The sequence below is a fragment of the Helicobacter pylori genome, assembly GCF_006439795.1.
Lineage (GTDB): Bacteria > Campylobacterota > Campylobacteria > Campylobacterales > Helicobacteraceae > Helicobacter > Helicobacter pylori_CR.
This window is the reverse complement of the sequence record NZ_VEYL01000032.1, coordinates 1-1,371: the sequence shown is the minus strand read 5'-3', so window position 1 is coordinate 1,371 and position 1,371 is coordinate 1. Positions and strand designations below refer to the sequence as shown.

Here is a 1,371-nt window from a genome sequence, read left to right as displayed (position 1 = left end):
TTTCACCCCACAAACCGCAGAAGAATTCACTAATTTAATGTTGAACATGATCGCTGTCTTAGACTCCCAATCTTGGGGCGATGCGATCTTAAACGCTCCTTTTGAATTCACTAACAAAGGCGGAGGGGAATGCGATACCAGCAAAGAGAATGATTGTGTGAATCCTGGGACAAACGGGCTTGTCAATCCTCAAAATAAAAGTTATGTGTTAAACAAACAAGACATTGTCAATAAATTTAGAAACAAAGCGGATCTTGATGTCGTTATTCTAAAGGATTCAGGGGTTGTAGGGCTTGGGAGCGATATTACCCCTAGCAACAATGACGATGGCAAGCATTATGGCCAGTTAGGGGTAGTAGCTTCTGCTTTAGATCCTAAAAAACTCTTTGGTAACAACCTTAAGACCATCAATTTAGAGGATTTAAGAACCATCTTGCATGAATTCAGCCACACCAAAGGCTATGGGCATAATGGGAATATGACCTATCAAAGAGTGCCGGTGATGAAAGATGGTCAAGTGGAAAAGGATAATAATGGCAAACCAAAAGATTCTGATGGCCTCCCCTATAATGTGTGTTCGCTTTATGGGGGTTCTAATCAGCCCGCTTTCCCTAGCAACTACCCTAATTCCATTTATCACAATTGTGCGGATGTCCCGGCTGGGTTTTTAGGGGTAACAGCAGCGGTTTGGCAGCAGCTCATCAATCAAAACGCTTTACCGATCAATTTCGCTAATCTCAATAGCCAAACAAACTACAACCTAAACGCCAGTTTGAACACGCAAGATTTGGCCAATTCCATGCTCAGCACCATTCAAAAAACCTTTGTCACTTCTAGCGTTACCAACCACTATTCTTCAAGCGCTTCGCAAAGTTTTAGAAGCCCTATTTTAGGGGTTAACGCTAAAATAGGCTATCAAAACTACTTTAATGATTTCATAGGATTAGCTTATTATGGCATCATCAAATACAATTACGCTAAAGCCGCTAACCAAAAAGTCCAGCAATTGAGCTATGGTGGGGGGATAGATTTGTTAGTGGATTTCATCACCACTTACTCCAATAAAAATAACCCTATAGGCATTCAGACCAAAAGGAATTTTTCTTCATCTTTTGGTATCTTTGGGGGGTTAAGGGGCTTGTATAACAGCTATTATGCGCTCAATAAAGTCAAAGGAAGCGGCAATTTAGATGCGGCTACCGGATTGAACTACCGCTATAAGCATTCTAAATATTCTGTAGGGATTAGCATTCCTTTGATCCAAAGAAAAGCCAGCGTCGTTTCTAGCGGTGATGGTTACACAAACTCTCTTGTTTTTAATGAAGGGGCTAGCCATTTTAAAGTGTTTTTTAATTATGGGTGGGTGTTTTA

1 protein-coding gene is annotated in these 1,371 nt (G+C 40.8%); it reads left to right on the top strand.

Annotated features, from left to right (window positions below; genetic code table 11):
* Positions 1-1,371: porin family protein (locus tag FIM66_RS07965; RefSeq protein ID WP_140600363.1), on the top strand; the 1,371-nt coding region annotated here is incomplete at both ends.